Here is a 16,786-nt window from a genome sequence, read left to right as displayed (position 1 = left end):
CCGGCGTGAGCTTGATGATCTCGCTCTTGCCGCCCTTCCTGATCTCGGCGAGCGCGTCCTCGTTCTCCTTCTGCGACTGCGTATTGTTGAAGTCGGTCGCTTCCTTCATCGCCTTCGTCAGCTGGTCGCGGATGTCGGCCGGCAGATCGTCCCAGAACTTCTTGTTCACGATCACGACGTAGCCGATGTAGCCGTGATTGCTCTCGGTGATGTACTTCTGCACCTCATGCATCTTCTGGGTATAGATGTTCGACCAGGTGTTCTCCTGCCCGTCGACGACGCCGGTCTGGAGCGCCTGGTAGACTTCGCCGAACGCCATCACCTGCGGCAGCGAGCCGAGCGCCTTGAACTGGGCCTGGAGCACGCGCGAGGACTGGATGCGGAACTTGACGCCCTGATAGTCGGCCGGCGTCACCAGCTTCTTGTTGGCGCTCATCTCCTTGAAGCCGTTGTCCCAATAGGCAAGGCCGGTGATACCCTTCGGTTCGAGCAGCTTGAGCAACCTGGCACCGAGCGGACCTTCCGTCACCTTCCGCAGCGTCTTCAGATCGGGGAGGATGTAGGGCAGATCGAATACCTCGAACTCGCGGATGCCGAGCGGGCCGAACTTGGAGTTGGACGGCGCCAGCATCTGCACGCTGCCGAGTTGGAGCGCTTCGAGCTCTTCCTTGTCCTTGTAGAGCGTCGAGTTCGGGTAGATCTCAACCTTGACCTTGCCGCCGGTATACTTCTCGGCGAGCTCCTTGAATTTCTCCGACGCCTTGCCCTTCGGCGTGTCGGTGGCCACCACGTGGCTGAACTTGATGATGATAGGCGCTTGGGCCGACGCCGGCCCGGTCAAGCCAAGTGCCAGGACCGCCATGGACGCAGCGATCGCGAAGGTGCGCATAATCTCTCCCTGTTGTTGTTTGGGCCACCCGGCGCGCGGGCGGCCGATCCTATACCGGTTGCATCAATAGCGGCTGGAAGGCGGAGCCGCTATTGGCCCTTAGCAGGGCAGCTATTCGCCGCCACATGCAGAGTCATTCCGGGGAGGTCCGTTAGGACCTAACCCGGAATCTCGAGATTCCGGGATCTCGCTTCGCGAGCCCCGGAATGACGAACTTCGTTCGTCAGCTTGCCGCCGCGGTCGTCACGGTGTCGCGCTGGCGTTTCATGACGATCTTGTTCAGTGCGCCGAGATAGGCCTTTGCCGAGGCCACCAGCGTATCCGGATCCGCCGCGCGCGCGGTCATCGCACGTCCCTCATGCGACAGCCGCACCGAGACTTCGGCCTGCGCGTCGGTGCCTTGGGTCACTGCGTGGACCTGGTACAGCTCGAGCTTGGCTTCGTGCGGCACCAGACGCTTGATGCAGTTGAACACCGCGTCAACCGGACCGTTGCCCTCGGCCTCCTCGATCTTGATCTGGCCGTCGACGTCGAGCTTCATGGTCGCGCGCTGCGGGCCATGGGTGCCGGCGATCACGGTCAGCGAGGTCAGCTTGATGCGATCGTGCGAAGCCGCCATCTCCTCGTCGACCAGCGCCTCGATGTCCTCGTCGTAGATGTCCTTCTTGCGGTCGGCCAATGCCTTCATCCGTGTGAACGCGTCTTCCAGCTGGTTCGGGCCGAGCTTGTAGCCCATCTCCTCCAGTTTGTGCACGAAGGCGTGCCGGCCAGAATGCTTGCCGAGCACCAGCGAGGACTGCTTCAGGCCGACCATCTCGGGCCGCATGATCTCGTAGGTGGAAGCGTCCTTCAGCACGCCGTCCTGATGGATGCCGCTCTCATGCGCGAACGCGTTGCGGCCGACGATCGCCTTGTTGTACTGCACCGGGAACGAGGTCGCCGCCGACACCACTTTCGAGGCGCGGGTCAGCTGCGTGGTGTCGATCTTGTTCCAGAACGGGAATTTGTCGTTGCGGACGTTGATCGCCATCACGATCTCTTCCAGCGCGGCGTTGCCGGCACGCTCACCGATGCCGTTGATGGTGCACTCGACCTGGCGCGCGCCGCCGACGACGCCGGCCAGCGAGTTCGCCACCGCCATGCCGAGGTCGTTATGGCAGTGCACGGAGAACACCGCCTTGTCCGAGTTCGGCACGCGCTCGATCAGCGTCTTCATGAAGTGGGTGTATTCGTCGGGCGTGGTGTAGCCGACGGTATCGGGAATGTTCACCGTGGTGGCGCCAGCCTTGATGACGGCTTCGACGATGCGGCACAGATAGTCCATCTCGCTGCGGGTGCCGTCTTCGGCCGACCATTCGACGTCGTCGATCTGGTTGCGGGCGCGCGCGACCATGGCAACCGAAGTCTCGAGCACCTGCTCCGGGGTCTTGTTCAGCTTCACCCGCATATGCAGCGGCGACGTCGCGATCACGGTGTGGACGCGGCCCCGCTTGGCGAATTTCACCGCCTCTGCGCAGCGGTCGATGTCGGCCGGATGGGCACGCGACAGACCGGCGATAACGGCGTTCTTGGAGCGGCGAGCGATCTCGCTGACCGCCTGGAAGTCGCCTTCCGAGGTAATTGGGAAGCCGGCCTCGATGACGTCGACGCCCATATCGTCCAGCATCTCGGCTACCTCGAGCTTCTCCTCGAAGGTCATGGTGGCGCCGGGGCACTGCTCGCCGTCGCGCAGGGTGGTGTCGAAAATGATGACGCGGTCCTTCTCGGACTTGTTCACGATGGCCATTTCGAAAATTCCTTTTGAGCTTTTGCGCCGTCAGTCTTCTGGGCGCTTGAGGTGTCCGGTGATCTCGACCAACCCCTGAGCGCCCAGGCGCATGGCGCCCAGCCGGCCCTCAGGGGCAAGTAAGAAGGAGCCCGCCAATCAGGAGAGTGGGCAGCAGCGCGGCCGGGATCGTGGCGGCGGCCAGAGCCACCTCCCCCGAAATCCCATCGATTTGGCCGCGAATCAGCATTGCCAGACCCTTTTGAGCCCTCAAATCCTCGGTCAAAACCGTTGACGGTTGGTTGCCGGGAGGCTCGATGCGCCGTTTCTAGACGAGAAATGGCCGCAACTGCAACGCCAAAAGATGGACAGAAGGGCTGACATGATCGCACCGCCGGATGCGTGGAAGGACCCGGTGCCGGTGTGTCTGCCCGATTGGACCAGGCGATACCGTCGAGCTACGCCGTACGGCGGGCGCGAGCCCTGCTCTCCCAGCGGTTCAGCATCTGACCGAGCTCGCCGGTGGCAACCGGCGCAGCCCTGCCGGCGATCGCGATCTCGTTGGTGTTGGCGGGCTCGTTGGCACTGAGCCAATCCGGCTCGCTGTACTCACGCCAGCGACGCGCCTCGGCTCGCCTTTTGCGGGAGACGTAGTCGCGGGTGAAATAGCCGGCCGCAAATGCAATCCCGAGCAGCAAAACCAGTACGACGACAGCGACCACAGTGAACTCCGACTTACGCCCCCGAATAACGTTCTGCCAGCATCGCGCAGGAGGTCAAGGCTTGACATTTCCCCCGCTTGGCAACGTCCCGCAGGCAATTCCGGTAAACCCCGTCACGCCGGATGAATTTGTCGTTTCCATGTTCGACGTTGCAGCGCTTTTGCCGCCCCGCTCTCGCTGAGGATGCGTACCTCCCCCTCGCAACCGTCATCGGACCGGACTAACCTTGCCCTGCTCGGCCGGATCAACCGGCTAGCCGAACATGACCGGGAGGATGCGATGACACGCCAAAAGCAGCGTGACCAGGATGCTGCGCTTTCACGACGAACGCTCGTTCAGGGACTTGCGCTCGGCGCCGCCACTCTTGCCGGCGCCGGCTCCGCGCTGGCCCAGACCGGACCTGCCGCGCCGCCGACGACGATCACCACCCCGCCACGCGATTTCGGTCCCCACGGCGCGCCGACCACCTATTTCTGGGACCCCGACGTGATCGCGGTCGATCCGTCCTTCAACGATCTCGCGCAGCCTAACACGGCGATCAAGCGTCTCTACACGGGCCTGCTGTGGGCTGAAGGCCCGGCGTGGAGTGCACAGGGCCGCTATCTGCTCTGGAGCGACATTCCCAACAACAGGCAGATGCGCTGGAGCGAAGACGACGGTCGCGTCAGCGTGTTCCGCTCGCCGTCCAATAATTCCAACGGCAACTCGTTCGACTTCCAGGGCCGTCAACTCTCCTGCGAACATTTGACCCGGCGGGTGACGCGTTATGAACATGACGGTACCGCGACCGTGCTTTGCGACAATTACAACGGCAAGAAGCTGAACTCGCCGAACGACGTCGTCGCGCATCCTGACGGCAGCTACTGGTTTACCGATCCGCCCTATGGCGGCCAGCTCTACGAAGGTGAGCCCGACGCCGCGGGCGGTCCGAGCAATTCCGGCGGCAAGCTCAATCCGCGAATTGGACAGCCGGCCGGCTTTGCACCAGGCAAGCGCGAGCTGCCGACCAATTGCTATCGCATCGACCCTAGCGGCCGTGTCGACCTCGTCGTCACCGAGGAGCAGGTGCCCGACCCGAACGGGCTGTGCTTCTCGCCGGACTTCAAGAAGCTCTACGTCGTGTCAACCGGAAAGGGACCCGGCGACACCGGTGCCGGCGGCAAGAGCGAGATTTTCGTGTTCGACGTCGGCGGCGACAACAAGCTCACCAACCAGAAGCGGTTCAGCGAGTGCGTGATCGACGGTGTGAAGTGCGGGCCGGACGGCGTGCGCTGCGACGTCAACGGCAACGTCTGGGCCTCCAGCAATGCCGGCCGCGCCGTCGGCTACAGCGGCGTGACGACGTGGTCGCCGGAGGGCAAGCTGCTCGGCCGCATCCGGTTGCCCGAAGTGTGCGGCAACATCTGCTTCGGCGGCCCCAAGCGCAATCGCCTGTTCATGGCCGCGAGCCAATCGCTCTATGCGGTGTATACGGCCACCCAAGGCGCCGGGCCCGGCTGAGCCCGCGCGCGAGATCGCAAGCACGGGCGTCGGCTTGGACCGCCGGCGCCCGCGGTTCCCTGATCGCAATCAAGCTACGCCCCGAGCAAATCTCCGCCATCAATCCAACGAAGATTGAATCGCGCGGCAAAGCCGCAGCGCGGTGCGAAGGCATGATGCTCTTCGTTCTCGCGTCCGACTTGAACCGGGAGTTGCGCGATGCGCCGTATGCCAAACGACACCATCATCGTCAGCGTTGGGACCCAGCAATTCGTCACTGAGTTCGGGGACCCGGGCCTGCCGAACGACGGCCGCGGCGGCAGCGACAAGATGATCGCGACCGTCGATGGGGGCAACGCGGTCCTGATATTCGTTGGCGACGACCAGACGCTGCAAGGACATTCTCACGGAGGAAACGACCAGCTCTCTGCGACCGTCACAGGCTTCGGGGACTACGTGTTCCTGGACGGCGATGCGCAGGCGATGTCCGGCGACGCCCATGGCGGCAACGATGTGCTTCATGTCGATGCATCGACATCGATCTACGCGACCCTCGGTGTTTTTGGCGACGCCGAAACCGCCATGTCGGCCGACACGAGGGGCGGCAATGATGTCGTCGTTGCATCGATGGGAAACAGAGCGTCCGGCACGTTCAGCGGAGACTCCGGTAGTTCCATGAGCGATCATGCGCGCGGCGGCAATGATATCCTCAGCGTGACCCAGGTCGGCAGTTACGGCGGCGCTTCGATATCGGGCGACGCCCTCGTCTCCATGAGCGGCGATGCGCACGGCGGCAACGACATCCTCATCTACACCGTCGGTGCCGCCGCCCAATCCGGAGGCGCGTCTCTGGTCGGAGACGCCGGCTACATGAGCGACGATACCCGTGGCGGCAACGATATCCTGATCGCTACCGTCGACGGCAACCCGGACTCCACGTCCATCGTGCTCGTCGGGGATGCCTCGAACATGTCAGGCAATGCGCGCGGCGGAGATGATATCCTCCTCGGCAGCAGCCGCGACGATCTGCTGTATGGCGATGCACAGACCTACGCTCCGTTCACGGCCGGCTCGATCACGGGCGGCAAGGACATGCTGAATGGCGGTCGCGGAAATGACCAGCTCTGGGGCGGACCGAACGACGACAGATTCGTCTTCAACAAAGGTTCAGGCCTGGACGTGATCAACGATTTCGACCAGGGCAACAAGGCTGTCGGCAGCACGGCGCGCGAGCACGATGTGATCAATTTGCACGATTACGGCTTCGCAGACTGGGCGGCGCTAAAAAGCCTGATCAGCGATGACAGCACAGGAAATGCGGTGATCCACCTGACGGCGACCGATACGTTTACGCTGGAGGGGGTCCATACCGCGGATCTCCATGCGAAGGATTTCATTGTGTAAGAGAGCATTCATGCGCGTTGTGATCTGCGGCGGCGGCGTGATCGGCGCCTGCACCGCCTGGTTTCTCCGCCGCCACGGCATCGACGTCGTCGTCGTGGAGCGGGCGGACGTCGCGGCCGCGGCGTCAGGCAAGGCGGGCGGCTTCCTCGCACGCGACTGGTGCGAGGGCTCGCCGCTCGATGCGCTGGCGCGACGGAGCTTCGCGATCCATGCGCAACTGCCGGACGAGATCGCAGGCGATTGGGGCTATCGCCCGATGAGCGCTTATAGCGGCTTCGTTGCCGCCGATGGCCATCCGCGCCGGGATGCACCGTCCGCGCTCGGCTGGCTCAGCAACGGCGTCATCATCGCGCAGCGCATCGGCACGATGGAGTCCACTGCGATCGTTCACCCCAAGAAATTCACCTCAGCCGTGATGAACGCGGCGCTCGCGCTAGGCGCCGAGTTTCGTCCCGGCCAGGTGACCGGCATCATGCGTGATGCAGATGGCACGACCGCGACAGGCGTCGAGGTCGACGGCCGCATCGTCGAGGCGGACGCCATCGTGATCGCGATGGGACCATGGTCGCTGCTCGCCGCGCAATGGATGAGCCTGCCCGCCGTCTACGGCCAGCGCAGCCCGAGCATCGTGTACGACACCGGCACGGATGCGCCGACCGATGCGCTGTTCCTGGAGTCTGAAGAGAATGGCAGTGCCGTATCGATCGAGGTCTTTCCTCGCGCCGACGGCAGCACGCATATCACCGCTCTCTCCGACATCGCGCCGCTGCCGCTCGATCCGGCTGCCGTGACGCCGGACCACGACGCGATCGCGCGCCTGCAAACCATGTCCGAGCGGCTGTCGCCACGGTTCCGATCCGAGAGGATCATTGCGCGGCAAGCCTGCTTCCGGCCGGTGACACAGGATGGCCTGCCGCTGATCGGCAAGGTGCCGCAAAGTGAAGGTCTGTACGTTGCGACCGGGCACAATGTGTGGGGCATCCTGAATGCGCCCGCCACGGGCGAGGCCATGGTGCAACTGATCGCGGAGGGTGCGACACGCAACGTCGACATCTCAGCATTCGATCCGGCCCGCCTCGCGCCGCTCGATCCGTCGCTGCTGCAAGCGCGCTGAGCCGACGCGACGGCATCGCATTCAGCAATCGGCTTGCTGTGCGCCCACGATAGCTGCGCATGCCTACCGACGGAATCTGCATGCCTGCGCGTGAAACGGGTCCGGCAGCTTTCCTGCCCGCTATTTGCGCAGCGCTAGACTTTAGTCCGTGCCTCACAATCCTGGACGCGGTTTCACTTGCCGAGAATGTCTCCGCCGGTATAGTCGCGGCATAGTGGCTCATAAGAGGCCTGTTAAGGGAGAGAACAAGATGAAGAAACCGCTCTCTGTTGCGTTGCGGATAGCACTCGGTACCGCCGCGGCCGTTGTGTTGATGACGTCAGGCGCGGCACTTGCGGCCGACCCGATCAGGATCGGCGTGATCGCGGAAGCGCAGGCGATTGCCGGCGCCTCCATTCCTCAGGCGGCACAGCTCGCCGCCGACGAGATCAACGCCAATGGCGGCGTCGACGGCCGCAAGATCGAGATCGTCTCTTACGACAATCACTCGTCCTCGGCAGATTCGGTCCGCGCATTCCAGCGCGCGGTAAACGAGGACAAAGTCAACGCGGTCATCGCCAGCTACATCAGCGAAGTCGTGCTGGCACTGGAGCCCTGGGCCTCGCGGCTGAAGACGCCGTTCGTCACGCCCGGTGCAGCCTCCAACGAAATCAGCAAGAGCGTGCATGCCGACTACGAGAAGAACAAGTACACCTTCCACGGCTATTTGACCTCCGCCGCGCTGGCGCTTTCCGTCTGCGACGGCGCCAAGGACCTGCTGGTCGACAAGATGCACATGAAGACCGCCGTCATCATGAGCGAGGACGCCGCCTGGACCAAGCCGCTCGACATCGGCTACGAGGAATGCCTGCCCAAGATCGGGCTGAAGGTGCTCGACCACATCCGCTTCTCGCCCGATACCACCGACTTCACGCCGATCTTCAACAAGATCGAAGGCTCCAAGCCCGACGTGATCATCACCGGCATCTCCCATGTCGGCGTGCAGCCGACGGTGCAGTGGAAGAACCAGCAGGTGCCGATCCCGATGTTCGGCATCGCCTCGCAGGCCACCAACGAGACGTTTGGCAAGGACACCAATCAGGCGGCCGAAGGCGTGCTCTACCAGGGCGTCTCCGGCCCGGGCGTCGCGGTGACGCCCAAATCGGTGCCGTTCGCCGAAGCCTTCAAGAAGAAGTTCGGCAATTATCCCTCGTATGCCGGCTACACCGCCTATGACGAGGTCTACTACATCGCCGACGCGGTGAAGCGCGCGGGCTCGACCGACGCCGACAAGCTGGTCGCCGCGCTTGAGACGACCGACTGGGAAGGTACGATCGGCCGCGTCCAGTTCTACGGCAAGGACGATCCGTTTACGCACTCGATCAAATACGGCAAGGGCCTGATCACCGGGCTGATGCTGCAGTGGCAGGGCGGCAAGCAGAGCGCGGTCTGGCCCAAGGAAGTCGCCAAGGTCGACATCAAGTTCCCGAGCTTCATCAAGCTCTCGAACTAGCAGGACACGCTCCCGGGACCAGCTCCCGGGAGCTTCCACATGCGGCTCCCGCAGCACGTTGCCCCAGCAACATCGTCTCTCATAAATCAGATTGCCAACCTTAGATGCGTGCTTTCCAGATTCTGATCGATGGCTTTGCCATCAGCGCTCTCTATGCTCTCGGTGCCACCGGCTTCACGCTGATCTTCGGCGTGTCCGGCGTCCTCAACCTCTCTCATGGGGCCATCATGGTGGCAGCAGCGGTGGCGGCCTGGGCCGCCGCCAGCATCCTGAATGTCGGCACCTATGCCGGCGCACTGATCGGGGTCGGTGTCGCTCTCCTGACATCCTTCGCCACCTATTTTGCGGTGGTGAAGCCGATCCAGGACTCCCGGCGCATCCCGAATGAAGAGAAGGAGATCTTCGTCCTCACCGGCACGCTGCTGTGGGGGATCATGATCCAGGAGGTGATCGCTTATTTCTTCACCAACAACGCCAAGACCGTGTTGCCGATCGTCGAGGGCGTCGTCGAGATCCTCGGCGTACGCACGCCCAGCAACGAGATCTTTACCGCGATCGTGTGCTGCTTCGTCATCGCGCTGCTGTGGCTCCTGGTGAACCGCACCCGCACCGGCAAGGCGGTGCTCGCGGCCTCGATGAACCCACGCGGCGTCACCCTGCTCGGCCTCGAGCTCACCAACATCTACGTCGTGGTGTGGGCGATCTACGGCATTCTCGCCGGCATCGCCGGCGTGCTGCTCGGAATGTTCCTCGGCGTCAGCTCCTACAGCGTCGGACCGCTGACCGCGAGCGCGTTCTCGATCGTCGTGCTCGGCGGCCTCGGCAGCGTCTCCGGCTCGCTGATCGCGGCCTTTGTGGTCGGTTATCTCGAAACGCTCACGGCCTATCTGGTCTCGCCGGCCTACCGCACCATTCCGGCGCTGCTGCTGCTCGTGTTCGTGATGTACATACGGCCCCAGGGCCTTCTGGGGAGGCGCTGAGATGGCCAGCTTCTTTACGACCCGCCTGTTCTTCATCTCGCTCGCGCTGGTGGTGATCGCAGCCACGCTGCCGCTTTATGTCTCGGGCTATGTGCTCGGCTTGCTCACCGTCGCCTTTTACTTCGGCGTGTTCGCGATGGCGTGGGACCTGCTGTTCGGCTTCGCCGGCGAGGTCAATTTCGGCCCGACCTTCCTGATCGGCGTCGGCGCCTACACCGCCGGCATCCTGAATGCCCAGTTCGGCTGGTCGGTTTACGCTTGCATCGTGCTCGGTGCGCTCGCCTCCGTCATCGCCGGCCTCGTGCTGGCGCTGCCGGCGCTGCGGGTGCGCGGACCGTATTTCGGCCTGACCACGCTGGTCGCGGTGCTGATGCTGCAGAATTTCATCGTGGTGTTTGCCGACCTGACCGGCGGCGAGATCGGCCTGACCATTCCCGACGTCATCTCCATTAACGCCGGTGTCAATTACTGGATTGCGCTCGGCTTCATGACGATCTCGGCGGCGATCCTCTATGGCCTCTCGCAATCGCCTGTTGGCCTGGTGCTGCAAGCCAGCGGCCAGGACCCGGTGCAGGCCGGTGCGCTCGGCTTCAACATCGTCAAGCACAAGCTCGCCGCCTTCATCGTCAGCGCGTTCTTCTCGGGGTTATCAGGCGCGCTGCTGGTGTTCTATTTCGGCACCGCCTCGGTCGGCACCGTGGTCGACGTCGCGGTCGGCGTCAACGTGATCGTCTCGGCCGTGCTCGGCGGCCGCCGCACCGTGCTCGGTGCGGCGCTGGGCGCGATCTTCCTGATCGTCGCCGGCGAATTCCTGCGCCCCACCGGCGAGCTCGCAACCTTCATCGTCTCGGCGGTCGCGCTGCTCGTCGTGCTGTTCTTCCCCGGCGGCTTCCTCGGAGCGGCCCTCTCGCGTGAGGCGCGCTCGTGATGGATATGCGATCTTCAAACAGGGCCGTGCTCGAAGTCCGCGGCCTCACCAAGCGCTTCGGCGGGTTGACGGCGGTGAAGAACCTCGGCTTCGAGGTCAATAGCGGCGAGATTTTTGGCCTGATCGGGCCGAACGGCTCGGGCAAGTCGACCGCGATGAAGAGCGTGATGGGCATCGAGCGCCCGACATCAGGCGAAGTGATCTTCGAGGGCGAGGACGTCGCCGGCTTTCCCGCGCACAAGATCGCGCGCAAAGGCTTCGGCATGGTGTTCCAGCATTCGCGGCCGCTGAACCGGCAGACCGTGCTGGAGAACATCATGGTCGCGCTGCTGCCGGACAGCCTGTTCATGCTGTTTCCGGACAAGGCGCTGCTCGAGCGCGCCAAATGGATCGCCGACCGCGTCGGGCTCGGCAACGTGATGAACCGCCGTCCGCCGACGCTGCCCTTCGCCGACCTGCGCCGGCTCGAGCTTGCCAAGGCGATCGCGCGCGATCCCAAGGTCGTGCTGGTGGACGAGCCCTTTGCCGGACTAACGCGCGCCGAGGTTGAAATCTTCTCCGACCTGATCCGCAGTTTTCGCGACGAGGGCCGCGCGGTGATGCTGGTCGACCACAACGTCAAGAGCGTCGCGGCGCTGGTCGACCGCGTGCTCGCGATGTATCTCGGCGAGGAGATCGTCACAGGCAAGGCCGATGACGTCATGAAGAACGAGACGGTGCGGCGGGTCTATCTCGGCGGCGCCATCGAGACCCATGCGCGCCCCGAGACCAGTTTCAAGGACAAGGTGCCGCTGCTCCAGGTCGAGAATGTCAGCGTGTTCTACGGCAAGGCGCAGGCGCTGGAGAACGTCTCGATCCACGTCCATGAGGGCGAGTTCGTCTCGATCGTCGGCCTCAACGGCGCCGGCAAGACCACATTGTTCAACACCATCTCCGGCTTCCTGCCTTATACCGGCGAAATCGTGCGCAACGGCGAGAAACTGCGCGGCACGACACCGGCCAAGATCGCCCGCAGCGGCCTCGTGCAGTGCCCGGAATCGCGCGAGCTGTTCGGCGAGATGAGCGTGCGGGAAAACCTCGATCTCGGGGGGCAACATTTGGCCGACGACAAGCGCGCGGCACAACTGGCCTGGCTGTTCGAGCTGTTCCCGATCCTGAAAGAGCGTCAGGGCCAGATGGCGCAAACGCTCTCCGGCGGCGAGCAGCAGATGCTGGCGATCGGCCGCGCGCTGATGATGCAGCCGCAGATCCTGATCCTGGACGAACCGACGCTGGGCCTCGCCCCCGTCATCCTCGAACTCTTGTCCAAGGCCCTAACGAAGCTGCGGCAGACGACATCGATCACGGTGCTGCTCGGCGAGCAGAACGTGACCTTCGCGCTTCCGCATGCTGACCGCGTCTATGTGCTCGAACATGCAAGGATCATCTGGGAGGGCGATCCGGGCCGCTTCGCCGCGGAGGCTGGCGCCGATTTTCTCTAATTCGCGCATATCAACAACAAAACAAGCAAAGGGAAACGACCATGCGACCATCGAAGAGTTTGAGCGGCAGCTTCCTCCTGGCCTCTGCGCTGGCGCTGTGCCTTGCCGCTCCCGCCTATGCGCAGTCGAACGACCCGATCAAGATCGGCGTCATCGCCGAGGTGCAGTCGATCGCGGGTGCCGCGACGCCCGGCGGCGCGCAGATCGCTGCCGACGAGATCAACGCCAAGGGCGGCATTCTCGGCCGCAAGATCGAGATCGTGACCTACGACAACAAGAGCTCCTCGGCGGACTCGGTGCGTGCGTTCCAGCGCGCGGTGAGCGAGGACAAGGTCTCTGCCGTGATCGCAAGCTATATCAGCGAAGTCGTTCTCGCGCTCGAACCCTGGGCGGCGCGGCTGAAGATGCCGCTGATCACGCCCGGCGCGGCCTCGAACGAGATCACCAAGGCGATCCACAACGACTACGAGAAGAACAAGTACACCTTCCACGGCTATCTGACCTCGGCCGCGCAAGCCCAGCTCGTCTGCGACGCCGCCAAGGATCTCCTGGTCGACAAGCTCAAGTTCAAGACGGTCGCGATCATGAGCGAGGACGCCGCCTGGACCAAGCCGCTCGACGTCGGCTACGAGGCTTGTCTCCCGAAAGCTGGCCTCAAGGTCGTCGAGCACGTGCGGTTCTCGCCTGATACCACCGACTTCACGCCGATCTTCAACAATATCGAGGCCAAGAAGCCGGACGTGATCGTCACCGGCATCTCGCATGTCGGCGTGCAGCCGACGGTGCAGTGGAAAAACCAGCAGGTGCCGGTCCCGATGTTCGGCATCAGCGCGCAGGCGCTGAGCCCGACCTTCTGGAAGGACACCAATGGCGCCGCCGACGGCGTCCCGTCGCTGGCGGTCGCAACGCCCGATGTCGCCGTGACCTCCAAGACGAAGCCGTTCGCGGCCGCCTTCAAGGCCAAGTTCGGCTCGCCGCCGGCCTATACCGGCTACACCGCCTATGACGAGGTCTACTTCATCACGGAGGCGATCAAGCGCGCGGGCTCGACCGATCCCGACAAGATGGTCACTGAACTCGAAAAGACCGACTACGAGGGCACGATCGGCCGCATCCAGTTCTACGGCAAGGACGACGAGTTTACCCACGGCATCAAGTCCGGTCCGACGACCGTTTCGGGTCTGGTCTTCCAGTGGCAGGACTCCAAGCAGGTCGTGGTCTGGCCCGAGAAGATCGCGGAGGGCAAGCTGAAGTTTCCGAGCTTCGTGAAGCTGTCGCAGTAACCGGCCCGCTCTGACGTCGAGCCCATCGCTCCGCGGGAACGGTGGGCTTTTCTTTGTCTTTCGCAGATGCGTTGTGCGGCGCACCGCCTATCGACCTTGGGCGATGTTGACTTTCCGCCGCCCCGCTCCCCATAATTCGAAAAAGAATAACAAGACCAAATCATAAAACGGTTTTGAGGGAGGATAGGATGCCGACTTCACGCAGGCAGCTGCTGAAGAGCTCGGCGGCTGCCGCCGCCGCACTCAGCCTCGATTGGACACGGGCTCAGGCGCAAGCCGAGAATTTGCGCATCGGCCTGATCTACGACCTCACCGGTCCGTTCGCCGCCGGCGGCTCGGTCGCCTCGTCGGTCGGCGCGCAGATCGCCATCGACCTCGTCAACGAAAAGGGCGGCATCGGCGGCAAGACCAAGATCGTGCCGGTCGCGGCGGACTCGCAGAGCAAGGCCGACGTGGCGATCAACGAGGCCGAGCGACTGATCAGCCAGGAAAAGATCGACATCATCAACGGCGTCTATTCCAGCGCGCATGCGGTGCCGATGGCCGCGAAGGTCGAGCAGCAGAAGAAGATCCTCTGGATCACGACCGCGGTCTCGACCGCCGTGTTCAAGGACAAGAACCTGCAATATGTGTTTCGCGCGCAGATCCATTCCGATCAGTACGGCCAGGCCTTCGCAGGCTTCGTCGCCGAGCACGCGCAAGGCAAGCTCGGCATGGACCTGAAGGACGTCAAGGTTGCGCTGATTCACGAGGACGGCCCTTATGGCGTCGGCGTCGCGGCGGCGGACGAGGCCTATGCCAAGCAGGCGGGCATCCAGGTCGTGATGCGCGAGGGCTATTCGGCTTCCGCCCCTGATCTGTCGGTGCTTGTGACCAAGCTCAAGCGCGCCAAGGTCGATGTGATCTCGCATGCCGGCTACAACCCCGACATCACCCTGTTCCTGCGTCAGGCCCGCGAGAGCGGCCTTCGGTTCAAGATGCTGTTCGGCGCGGGCGCCGGCTACAGCCAGCTCGACAAGCTGCGCGCGACCTTCGGCCCCGACATCGATAATTTCTGCAACATCGATCCGGTGCCCGCGCAACTGCTCGATCCAGCCAAGCTTGCGCCTGGAATCGGCGATCTGACCAAGACCATGGTCTCGCGCTACCAGGCCAAGACCGGCGCCACGGACGTGCCGCCGCATTGCTCGATGGGTTTCAACCAGACCTGGATCCTGCTCAACAACGTGCTGCCGGTCGCCAAGGAGAAGTACGGCAGCTTCGAGCCCGAGGCCATTCGCAAGGCCGCGCTCGACGTCGACATTCCCGCCGGCGGCACCATCCAGGGCTATGGCGTGAAATTCTTCCCGCCGGGCACGCCGCTCTCCGGCCAGAACGAGCGCTCGACCCCGGTCGTGATGCAAAATGCCGGCGAGCACATCTCGGTGGTGTGGCCGACGAACATCAGGACGCGGGACCCGGTGTTTCCGCTGCCGAAGGGATCGACCTACGGGACGTAGGTTCAAGCCGCGCAGACGGTGCGTCCCTCTCCCTTGCGGGAGAGGGTGGCTCGCCGCGAAGCGGCGAGACGGGTGAGGGGTTGTCTCCGCGAGCGATCCTCTTGCAGCTGCGTTTGCGGATAGAACCCCTCATCCGGCGCTTCGCGCCACCTTCTCCCGCAAGGGGAGAAGGAAAGGAAGCGAGCAGAACGACCATTCAATACGACAACTCCCTACAACATCACCCGCCGTCCCTCCTCCGCCGCCCAATAGCCCGCGTAGTTCACCTTGATCGTCTCATATGCCAGCGCCAGGTCCGACAGCGGCTGGCGTCCCGTCGCGGCGCATTCCATGAAGTCCTGGATCTCCTGGAGATAGCCGCGGGTCCACTCCTCTTCGAGGCAGACATATTGCCAACCGGTTTTGCGGTCAACCTTCTCGGTGATGTAGACCGAGGCGAGCTTCTCCTCGGAGGTTTGGTAGCTCATCAGATGATTGTTCGGCGTGATATTGGCAAACAGCGAGCCGCCTGACGTGTAGGTCTCGATCAGATTGCGCACGCCGCCCATGATCATGTCGCCGGAGAACACGGTGGCCTTGGTGCCGTCCGAAAATGTCGCGGTCAGCGTGCCCCAATCCTCGACGTCAACAGGATTGGCCTTGATGTAAGTACGCTCCTCCGGCTTGAGGACGGCCGTGACATTGCCGACATCGCCACTGACGCTGGCGACGCGGATGGTTTCACCGCGCGCCTTGGCCTCGACCTGCTTGAGATACAGCACGGCGGAGAGCGGATGGCAGCCCATTCGGATCAGCGAGCCGCCGCCGGTCATCGCCCATTGCGCGGCATGGACCGCATGCGAGCCGGAATGGCTCTCCTCGCCCTTCATGAACAGGATTTTGTCTTTCGTCGCCTTGATGATCTCCGCGGTCTTGGTCACGGCCGGCGCGTAGATCCAGTCCTCGGCATACATGAAGAGCTTTCCGGTGCGCTCGATCGCGGCACGCGTGGCGCCCATCTCTTCCAGCACGCGCTCATACATCAGCGCCTTCGGCACGTGCTTGCCGATCGGCTGCCGGTCGCCGTCGCGGCCGAAATAGCCGGCGAACGGCTTTTCGCAGATGACATGCTTGCCGGCCTGCATGGCGGCGACGATCATCCCCGCATGAAGATTGGGCGGCGTGCAGATGTCGATGACATCGAGCTCGCCGTCCGCGATCAGCTCGGCGAAGCTGCGATGGACCCGTGGGATCTGGTGGCGGTGTGCAAATTCGACGACGTGGTCGCCGCGCGCAGCGACCGCCGCGACCTCGACATCCACGCCGTAGACGCGCCGGAACGCATACATATGCAGCTCCGACACGAAGCCGCAGCCGACGAGTCCCACCCTGATCCTGGCCATAGCGCCCCCTGACCCATGCTTTAGGCAGCACTATAACGCGCTGGCAGGTCTATTCCACCGAGACCCGCACCACGCCGGCACTCATCATGCCCAGCGCCTTGGCGGCAGGGACGGAGAGATCGACGATCCGGCCGCGGATGAAGGGGCCGCGATCGTTGACGCGGCATTGAATCGAGCGGCTGCCGTAGGACACCCTCAGCACGCTTCCGAACGGGCGCGTCCGGTGCGCGCAGGTCAACTCACCTTTCCCGGCTTTTCCGTATCCGTAATAGGAGGCAAGCCCGCTTTCGGCCTGGGCGAAGGAAACTGCAGAAAGCGAAAAAGTAGCAAGGCAAGAAAACAGCGTGGTCTGCGCTCGCACGGCACCG

At 63.6% G+C, this 16,786-nt stretch carries 14 protein-coding genes; 9 read left to right on the top strand and 5 right to left on the bottom strand.

Features of this window, described 5'->3' with window-relative positions; all coding sequences use genetic code 11:
* The 3 genes from FXB41_RS24700 to FXB41_RS24690 all read right to left on the bottom strand — a co-directional run.
* On the bottom strand, positions 1-889 hold an 889-nt coding region (locus FXB41_RS24700; RefSeq protein ID WP_219683508.1), incomplete at its 3' end, for a DctP family TRAP transporter solute-binding subunit.
* A 223-nt stretch (positions 890-1,112) separates the two neighbouring features.
* Positions 1,113-2,675, bottom strand: coding sequence for a 2-isopropylmalate synthase (locus FXB41_RS24695; protein ID WP_007601112.1), 1,563 nt, complete (start codon positions 2,673-2,675; stop codon positions 1,113-1,115).
* A 437-nt stretch (positions 2,676-3,112) separates the two neighbouring features.
* Positions 3,113-3,376, bottom strand: a complete 264-nt coding sequence (locus FXB41_RS24690) for a hypothetical protein (protein WP_007601111.1) — start codon at positions 3,374-3,376, stop codon at positions 3,113-3,115.
* A gap of 279 nt (positions 3,377-3,655) precedes the next feature.
* On the opposite strand from FXB41_RS24690, the gene FXB41_RS24685 reads away from it, so the two are divergent.
* From FXB41_RS24685 to FXB41_RS24645, 9 genes are all read left to right on the top strand, one after another.
* Complete coding sequence (locus FXB41_RS24685; protein ID WP_219683507.1) at positions 3,656-4,876, top strand: SMP-30/gluconolactonase/LRE family protein; 1,221 nt, start codon at positions 3,656-3,658, stop codon at positions 4,874-4,876.
* 198 nt (positions 4,877-5,074) lie between these two features.
* Positions 5,075-6,259: a calcium-binding protein gene (locus FXB41_RS24680; protein WP_219683506.1), complete on the top strand. Its 1,185-nt coding sequence runs from the start codon at positions 5,075-5,077 to the stop codon at positions 6,257-6,259.
* A gap of 10 nt (positions 6,260-6,269) precedes the next feature.
* The gene (locus tag FXB41_RS24675) at positions 6,270-7,373 is read left to right on the top strand and encodes an NAD(P)/FAD-dependent oxidoreductase (RefSeq protein ID WP_219683505.1); all 1,104 of its coding nucleotides are present in this window, start codon (positions 6,270-6,272) and stop codon (positions 7,371-7,373) included.
* Between the two features lie 250 nt (positions 7,374-7,623).
* The gene (locus FXB41_RS24670; RefSeq protein WP_219683504.1) at positions 7,624-8,865 is read left to right on the top strand and encodes an ABC transporter substrate-binding protein; all 1,242 of its coding nucleotides are present in this window, start codon (positions 7,624-7,626) and stop codon (positions 8,863-8,865) included.
* Between the two features lie 104 nt (positions 8,866-8,969).
* Positions 8,970-9,845: a branched-chain amino acid ABC transporter permease gene (locus FXB41_RS24665; protein ID WP_007601104.1), complete on the top strand. Its 876-nt coding sequence runs from the start codon at positions 8,970-8,972 to the stop codon at positions 9,843-9,845.
* Between the two features lies 1 nt (position 9,846).
* Positions 9,847-10,773 carry a branched-chain amino acid ABC transporter permease gene (locus tag FXB41_RS24660; RefSeq protein ID WP_219683503.1) on the top strand — a complete coding sequence of 309 codons (927 nt, stop codon included), beginning with the start codon at positions 9,847-9,849 and terminating at the stop codon, positions 10,771-10,773.
* Positions 10,773-12,254 carry an ATP-binding cassette domain-containing protein gene (locus tag FXB41_RS24655; protein ID WP_219683502.1) on the top strand — a complete coding sequence of 494 codons (1,482 nt, stop codon included), beginning with the start codon at positions 10,773-10,775 and terminating at the stop codon, positions 12,252-12,254. The genes FXB41_RS24660 and FXB41_RS24655 overlap by 1 nt, the downstream gene beginning before the upstream one ends.
* Before the next feature lie 41 nt (positions 12,255-12,295).
* Positions 12,296-13,537: an ABC transporter substrate-binding protein gene (locus FXB41_RS24650; protein WP_219683501.1), complete on the top strand. Its 1,242-nt coding sequence runs from the start codon at positions 12,296-12,298 to the stop codon at positions 13,535-13,537.
* Between the two features lie 188 nt (positions 13,538-13,725).
* Entirely contained in the window at positions 13,726-15,036 is a 1,311-nt protein-coding gene (locus tag FXB41_RS24645) for an ABC transporter substrate-binding protein (RefSeq protein WP_219683500.1), read from the top strand.
* A gap of 212 nt (positions 15,037-15,248) precedes the next feature.
* Here the strand turns inward: FXB41_RS24645 and FXB41_RS24640 are convergent, their stop codons facing one another.
* Together FXB41_RS24640 and FXB41_RS24635 are read right to left on the bottom strand one after the other, a co-directional pair.
* Complete coding sequence (locus FXB41_RS24640) at positions 15,249-16,418, bottom strand: Gfo/Idh/MocA family protein (RefSeq protein ID WP_007601096.1); 1,170 nt, start codon at positions 16,416-16,418, stop codon at positions 15,249-15,251.
* Between the two features lie 49 nt (positions 16,419-16,467).
* Positions 16,468-16,779: a septal ring lytic transglycosylase RlpA family protein gene (locus tag FXB41_RS24635; RefSeq protein WP_007601095.1), complete on the bottom strand. Its 312-nt coding sequence runs from the start codon at positions 16,777-16,779 to the stop codon at positions 16,468-16,470.
* Positions 16,780-16,786 lie beyond the last annotated feature (7 nt).

Source organism: Bradyrhizobium canariense, assembly GCF_019402665.1.
In the GTDB taxonomy this organism is placed as follows: domain Bacteria; phylum Pseudomonadota; class Alphaproteobacteria; order Rhizobiales; family Xanthobacteraceae; genus Bradyrhizobium; species Bradyrhizobium canariense.
The sequence above is the reverse complement of the archived record's forward strand: the minus strand, read 5'-3'. Positions and strand labels throughout refer to the sequence as shown.